The organism is Desulfosarcina sp., assembly GCF_041551955.1.
Taxonomy (GTDB): Bacteria; Desulfobacterota; Desulfobacteria; order Desulfobacterales; family Desulfosarcinaceae; genus Desulfosarcina.
In genome coordinates this window covers 23,103-29,434 of sequence record NZ_JBFELV010000008.1, presented here as the reverse complement: position 1 = coordinate 29,434, position 6,332 = coordinate 23,103, and the positions used below count along the sequence as shown (strand labels likewise).

General features: G+C 59.1%; 3 protein-coding genes. All 3 read left to right on the top strand.

The window, feature by feature from the left end; translation table 11 throughout:
* Positions 1-906 precede the first annotated feature (906 nt).
* Complete coding sequence (gene parE, locus ABYV26_RS01505) at positions 907-2,796, top strand: DNA topoisomerase IV subunit B (protein WP_372677498.1); 1,890 nt, start codon at positions 907-909, stop codon at positions 2,794-2,796.
* Between the two features lie 166 nt (positions 2,797-2,962).
* A complete protein-coding gene (gene parC / locus ABYV26_RS01500) occupies positions 2,963-5,257 on the top strand; it encodes a DNA topoisomerase IV subunit A (RefSeq protein WP_372677496.1) in 2,295 nt (764 codons plus the stop codon).
* Positions 5,258-5,296: 39 nt separating this feature from the next.
* Positions 5,297-6,184: a hypothetical protein gene (locus tag ABYV26_RS01495; RefSeq protein ID WP_372677494.1), complete on the top strand. Its 888-nt coding sequence runs from the start codon at positions 5,297-5,299 to the stop codon at positions 6,182-6,184.
* The last annotated feature ends 148 nt before the right edge of the window (positions 6,185-6,332 follow it).

Genomic DNA, 6,332 nt, shown 5'->3' with positions numbered 1-6,332 from the left:
CACCACCGTCGAGAACGATGCGGCGACAACAACCATGCCCAACTCCGCGACCATGCTGCTGGTCGCAACTGGCCTGATCGGGTTGGCCGGCGTCAGCCGCAGGAAAAATTCATGAACTGAGTTTAGCGTTGAACCCGCTAAAGTTGGATAAACCAAAAGGCAGGACGAATGATCGTTCTGCCTTTTGGATTTTAAGTCTGCATTGACAAACTTCTGTTAAGCTAGTGCCGGCAGTTAACGGTGCGCAAAACGGTTGGCTGTATTCACCTCCAATGCGACTGCACTTAATTGTTTCAATCTCACGGGAATAAAAGGAAAGGAAGTAAAATAAGGAGCCTTATACCAGCCAGCAACCGTTAATCCAATCGAAACGATCTCTCCTTTCGAGTTACCGACCATTTCTTTAATTCACCGTCAACGCTTCCGACACACCGCTTCAATCCTTCCTGACCACAACATACAGTATTGATTTTTTGACCGATATCCATCATAAAGGGACCGAGTATAAAAAGCCGAACGTGGAACATCGAACGCTGGACATCGAACGTCGAATGATGAGGTCGCTGCGCTTCGTCCGATGCTAGCGTATCGTCGGCAATCCAATCAGACGATCGACTGGAGCCTCTGTCAATAGATAACACGCTAACTTAGTTCAATTTTTGCCTCGGCTGCCCCTATTCATCATGGCTTCCGTCAATCTGCGGCACAGCGGGTTGGACTTGAAAAAATGATATCGAGGGAGGTTTCGGCATCGCGATATCGCAGCCGCACGGTTACCGTGGTTCTGATTCGATGTTCGAGGTTCAGTTTTTGTGTTTACGCATTTTTGTCGCCCAGGAAGTCCAAGCACGATCTGTATCAGGAGGTAGTCCCATCAAAACCGATCAACTCTTCAACACCAACGGAATCAATCGGCGCGACTACAACGCCGCCTCCCTGGAGGTACTCAAGGGACTCGACCCGGTGCGCCGGCGCCCGGGCATGTACACCGATACCCAGCGACCCAATCACCTGGCCCAGGAGGTGATCGACAACAGCGTGGACGAGGCCATTGCCGGCTTCGCCAACCGCATCGAGGTCATCCTGCACACAGACGGGTCATTGAGCGTAGCCGACGACGGCCGCGGCATGCCCACGGACATTCACCCCAAAGAGGGCATCACCGGCGTGGAGGTGATCCTGCTCAAATTGCACGCCGGGGCCAAGTTTTCCAACAAAGACTACCAGTTTTCCGGCGGGCTGCACGGCGTGGGCGTGTCGGTGGTCAACGCCCTCTCGTCGCGCCTGGAAGTGGAAATCAAACGCGACGGCCAGAAGCATTTCATCTGGTTTGCCGACGGACGCAAGCAGCAAGAACTGGAAGTCACCGGCAGCGTGGGCCAACGCAACACAGGCACCTACATCCGCTTCTGGCCCAACCCGACCTATTTCGACTCGGTACGGTTTTCCACGCGCCGCCTGCGCCACAACCTGCGGGCCAAAGCCGTATTGTGCCCGGGCCTGACAGTGACCTTCAGCGATGAAAACACCGGCGAAAAAGAGGAGTGGTATTATGCGGACGGCCTTAAGGCCTACCTAGCCGACGGGCTGCAGGGCTGTGAAACGATCCCTGACGAGCCCTTCGTGGGCAAGCTGGAAGGCGACGGCGAAGCGGTCTCCTGGGCGGTAGTGTGGCAACCCGAAGGCGGCGAGACCATTACGGAAAGCTACGTCAACCTGATCCCCACCCCCCAGGGAGGCACCCATGTCAACGGCTTTCGTTCCGGGCTGCTGGGTGCCATCCGCGAGTTCTGCGAGTTTCGCAAGCTGATTCCCCGGGGCATCAAGCTGGCACCGGACGACATCTGGGAGCGCTGTTCCTACGTGCTGTCCACTAAGATGACCGATCCCCAGTTTTCCGGCCAGACCAAGGAGCGCCTCTCGTCGCGCCAGTGCGCCTCATTCGTCAACGGCGTGGTCAAGGACGCCTTCAGCCTGTGGCTCAACCACCACACCGAGGCCGGGGAGCGCCTGGCGGAAATGGCCATCGAATGCGCCCGCAACCGCCTCAAGGCCGGTAAGAAGATCGAGCGAAAAAGGGTTACCGCCGGCCCAGCCCTTCCCGGCAAACTGGCCGACTGCGTCAGCCAGGACCCGGGCCTAAGCGAACTGTTCCTGGTAGAGGGCGACTCGGCGGGCGGATCGGCCAAACAGGCCAGGGACCGGCAGACCCAGGCGGTCATGCCTCTGCGGGGCAAGATCCTCAACACCTGGGAAGTGGAATCGACCCAGATATTGGGATCCAAGGAGGTTCACGACATTGCCGTGGCCATCGGCGTAGACCCGGGGTCACAGGACATCAACGGGCTGCGCTACGGCAAGGTCTGCATCCTCGCCGATGCGGACTCCGACGGCCTGCACATCGCCACCTTGCTCTGCGCCCTGTTCCTGCAGCATTTCACCCCGCTGGTCAAAGCCGGCCATATCTTCGTGGCCATGCCCCCGCTGTATCGCATCGACATGGCCAAGGAGGTGCACTACGCCCTGGATGAGGCCGAAAAGACCGCCATTATCCGCCGCATGGAGACCAAAAAGCCCACCGGCAAAATCAACGTTCAGCGCTTCAAGGGGCTGGGTGAGATGAATCCATTGCAGCTGCGCGAAACCACCATGGCGCCGGACACCCGCCGCCTGGTCCAACTCACCGTGGACGAGAAGGAGGCGGCCTTTGCGACGCTGGACATGCTGCTGGCAAAAAAACGGGCCGCCGACCGCCGCCAGTGGATCGAGGACAGCGGCGATCTGGCGGACTTATAGGTATTTTTTGAAGTTTTACGTTTTCGGTGGTAAGTTGTTAAGCGTTATAATTAAGACAAGTTACATAACGTTCCTTCTGATTGGCCAAAAACTTAACACCTTAGACCTAAAACCTTATTCCATCGATCGACGATAACCCAAAAGACCTACCAAAGGCATTTCTAATATGAGCAACGTCATTCCCTTGCGGATCGAGGGTACCGAACGCATGCCCCTGCAGCAGTTTTCCCGGCAGGCCTATCTCGACTACGCCATGTACGTGATCATGGACCGCGCCCTGCCCCACATCGGCGACGGGCTCAAGCCGGTGCAACGGCGCATCGTCTACGCCATGAGCGAACTGGGTCTCAAGGCGTCGTCCAAGCACAAAAAGTCCGCCCGCACCGTGGGTGACGTGCTCGGCAAGTTTCACCCCCACGGCGACACGGCCTGCTACGAGGCCATGGTGCTCATGGCCCAACCCTTCTCCTACCGCTACCCGTTGGTTGACGGCCAGGGGAACTGGGGCGCACCCGACGATCCTAAATCCTTTGCCGCCATGCGCTATACCGAGGCCCGGCTTTCCGCCTATGCCGAGGTGCTGCTGTCGGAAATCGGCATGGGAACGGTACAGTGGACGCCCAATTTCGACGGCACACTGAAAGAGCCACGAGTGCTGCCTGCCCGGCTGCCCAATATCCTGCTCAACGGCACCACCGGCATCGCTGTGGGCATGGCCACGGACATCCCGCCCCACAATATCAGGGAGGTCGTCGACGCCTGCATTCATTTGATCGATAACCCAGAGGCCGGCGTCGAAGCGTTGTGCAGTCACATCCAAGGACCGGATTACCCCTCCGGCGCCGAAATCATCACCCCCAAATCCGAAATCGTCGGCATTTACAAAGCCGGCAAGGGGGTCATCCGCATGCGGGCCACCTTCGAGCTGGAAAACGGCGACATCGTCATCAACGCCCTGCCCCACCAGGTGTCGCCGGCCAAGGTGCTGGAGCAGATCGCCGCCCAGATGAACAAGAAAAAGCTGCCCATGGTAGCGGACCTCAGGGATGAATCGGACCACGAAGACCCCATCCGCCTGGTGATCGTGCCCCGCTCCAACCGGGTGGACAAGGACGCCCTGATGGCGCACTTGTTCGCCACCACCGAAATGGAAAAAACTTTTCGAATCAACATGAACATCATCGGCCTGGACCGCAAGCCCGGTGTGAAAAGCCTGGTCGAACTGCTCACAGAATGGATCAGCTTTAGAACCCAAACTGTCAAGGATCGTTTGACATTTCGACTGGAAAAGGTCAAAGAACGCCTGCATATCCTGGCAGGCCTTCTGGTGGCCTACCTAAACATCGACGAGGTCATCCGCATCATCCGCAGCGAGGATGAACCCAAGCCGGTGCTGATGGCGCGCTTCGACATCTCAGATGTCCAGGCCGAGGCCATCCTTCAACTGCGCCTGCGCAATCTGGCCAAACTGGAGGAGATGAAAATCCGCACCGAGCAGGAGGAATTGGACACCGAGCGCCAGACGCTGGAGTCCATCCTGGGATCGCCGGCACGCCTGAAGACGCTGATTAAAAAAGAGCTGCGGGCGGATGCCAAAACCCACGGCGACGATCGGCGCACCGCCATCGTCCAGCGCGAGGAGGCCCAGGCCATTTCCGAAGAGCAACTGGCCCCTGTCGAACCGGTGACCGTGATCCTGTCGGGCAACGGATGGGTGCGGGCCGCCAAGGGACATGAGATCGAACCCGGTGAAGCCATCTATCGGCCGGGTGACCGCTACCTGGCCGCCGCCCGTGGCAAAAGCAATCAACCGGTGGTTTTCCTGGACTCCACCGGGCGGACCTACAGCTTGTCCGCCCATACGTTGCCGTCGGCCAGAGGGTATGGCGAACCGCTCACCGGCCGCTTTGTCCTGCCGCCCGGGGCGACCTTCACCGACGTGATCATGGCTCCGGCAGACCACCCCCTGTTGATGGCCAGCGACGCCGGATACGGATTCATCACCCGCTTCGACGACCTGGTGACGCGCAATACCAAAGGCAAGGCCCTGCTCTCACTGCCCAAAGGCGCCCTGCCGCTGCGACCCATTGCGCTGGAAAACGCGTCGACGCATCTGTTGGCCGCCGTCACCAGCGAGGGCCGCATGCTGGTGTTTCCCCTGAACAAAATGCCGGCCATTGCCAAGGGTAAAGGCAACAAGATTATTCAAATCCCACCCAAGCGGGCCCGGGAGCGCAAGGAACTGCTGATCCATTTGAACATCGTGCCCGAAGAAGGCACCCTGACCATCTACGCCGGAAAGCGTTTTTTCAAGCTGACCTACGGCAACCTTACCCAGTATGTGGGGGAACGGGGCCGCCGCGGAAAGAAACTGCCCCGGGGTTTCCAGAACGTAGACCGTCTTGAAAGCGAGGCTCCGGAACAGACCCCGCTGGCGCTGACGCCCGAACAAGATGAGTAACCCCATAAACGAGGCCATAGAGGAGGGTTCTTCACTGCAATGACCGTTCAATCCCGCCATCCTGCGACGCCATCGCCATCGGCCACCCTTATCCTCGCCCGCCAGAACGAAGCGGGGGTCGAAGTCTATCTATTGCGCCGTAGCGCCGGCAGCAAGTTTATGCCGGGGACATATGTCTTTCCCGGCGGCAACTTGGAAGGCGAAGACATGGATGCCGCCTACTGGAAAAACCGCGTGGACCTTTCCGAGGACCTGTTGGCCCGAACGCTGGATGGCGATGTGGACCGGATGCTGCCCTTTGCGGTGGCGGCCATCAGGGAAACCTGGGAGGAAGCCGGGCTGTTGCTGGCCGCCCCCATGCATGGATTCTCCCGCCCGGGACAGGCTGCAAAGAACGGCACGCCGTTCACCCGACGAGTCCAAGATGGTGGACTTGGCCTGTCCATCTCCAAGCTGGGGCGCTGGCATCACTGGATCACGCCGGAACTGATGCCGCGACGCTTCGACACCTTTTTTTTTGTGGCGCCCGTCGAGCAGAATCAACGCTGCCGACCGGACAACCACGAAACGGTCCACGGCACCTGGGTCAATCCTGAAAAGGCCCTCACAGAAAATGCACAGGGCTCCCTGCCGCTGAGCCCGCCGACCCTGGTGACCCTGCACCAGCTGCTGCCTTTTACCGACCTGGATACCCTGATGGCCGAAGCTCGAAACCGATCCTGGCCGGCACCCATCATGCCGCGGCTGTGGCCCCTTGAAAAAGGCGCCCTGATCGTCGAGCCCTGGGACCCGGATTATGCCCACGAAACGGTGAACGTGGACATCGCTCGGCTGGAAGCGGACCTCCTTCCCGTGGGTGCTCCTTTTTCAAGACTGTGGCGTCACCAGGGCATCTGCCGGCCGGTGAAATGCCAGGGGTTGGACTGAAACCGGCCAAACCGGAGGAGTCAGGCAGGTCGACGGCGTTCGGGTCGAATCGGCCGGTCTGGTTTCAGGGTTCATTATCAGCCGCCTCGCAATGGCGGTAAAGCTATCGATCCGGGTAGCGAATGAGGGCAGGCAGGGAAAGTTGGCT

What these genes read in the sequence shown, in the direction of transcription:
- parC (WP_372677496.1), top strand. Translation starts at nt 2,963, where the DNA reads ATGAGCAACGTCATTCCCTTGCGGATCGAGGGTACCGAACGCATGCCC.
- ABYV26_RS01495 (WP_372677494.1), top strand. Translation starts at nt 5,297, where the DNA reads ATGACCGTTCAATCCCGCCATCCTGCGACGCCATCGCCATCGGCCACC.